Source organism: Methanosarcina spelaei, assembly GCF_002287235.1.
In the GTDB taxonomy this organism is placed as follows: Archaea; Halobacteriota; Methanosarcinia; order Methanosarcinales; family Methanosarcinaceae; genus Methanosarcina; species Methanosarcina spelaei.
In genome coordinates this window covers 1-1,069 of record NZ_LMVP01000310.1, presented here as the reverse complement: position 1 = coordinate 1,069, position 1,069 = coordinate 1, and the positions used below count along the sequence as shown (strand labels likewise).

Annotated in this window: 1 protein-coding gene; it reads left to right on the top strand. The window is 32.9% G+C overall.

The features are described 5' to 3' along the window. The coding region (locus ASJ81_RS13415) for an IS110 family transposase (protein ID WP_141241618.1) at nt 1-644 on the top strand (644 nt) is incomplete at its 5' end. Nucleotides 645-1,069 lie beyond the last annotated feature (425 nt).

Below are 1,069 nucleotides of genomic sequence, written 5' to 3'. Positions count from 1 at the left end.
AAATTCTTGATCGAGAAATCTCTCAAAGTGCTGCATTCAGACTTCAGATCTGTCTGAAACTCATAAAGAGTATTGATGATGAGATCGAAGCTTTAGAGAAAGAAATTTTCAATTATGCTTATAAAAAGCATAAGCGAGAAATGGAGATTTTAATGTCAGTTCCAGGTATAGGAGAACTTGGTGCGGCAATTTTACTTGCTGAAATAGGCAATTTCAAGGATTTTTCTTCTGGAGATAAGCTTGCTTCCTGGCTTGGTCTGGTTCCTAATGTGTATCAATCTGCAGATAAATACCACAACGGAAGAATCACAAAGAGAGGATCAAAGGGAGCAAGATGGATTCTTACGCAGATTTCTCAAGCAGCGGCAAGAAAGAATAACAGTAAGTTAAAAGAGTTTTTTAACAGGAAAAAGAAGTCAATTGGGCATTCCAAGGCAATTATTGCCTTGGCAAGGAAAATTGCAACGATAATATGGCATCTTATCGTAAACGATGAGATGTACGAAGATGGAACTGGATATAAAAAAGGAGAAATTCAAAATAGGAAGATTGTTGAGACAGAAATATTCTCAGTTGATGAACGAATAAAAATAATTAGTGAAATATTTGCGATAATGGAAAAAGAAGGTGAAGAGAGCACGTGAGGAAGATATCCTCATGTACTTTCATGCTAAATAAGTTGCTTTATAATTAATATTTATAGTTTTATAATAATTCCTATCAGATTCTAAACATAATTCCTTTTAAGGCTTAACCTTTCTAATGACTCTTTGAAGGTACAGTGTTAAATAAACTTTAGAGATCTGGATTTTCCAGGTTTAAATTTGCTTTGAATAGTGAAATAAAGTTTATTAAACCACCGAAAGATGTTATTCTTTGAAGTGTTACAAAAAAGGCTTCTCAAAAATAGGTTTTTAAAGGTAGACAATATTACGTAGGCCAATAAAAAGCAGTTGAATCGACCAAAAACAGGATAGTTCTCTAAAAGCGAAGTTACTTTTAAAAAACCCTTTCTGAGGATCTCAAATTAGGGTTTTGACTTAAAAACTTATTCTTTTTTTCACTAACT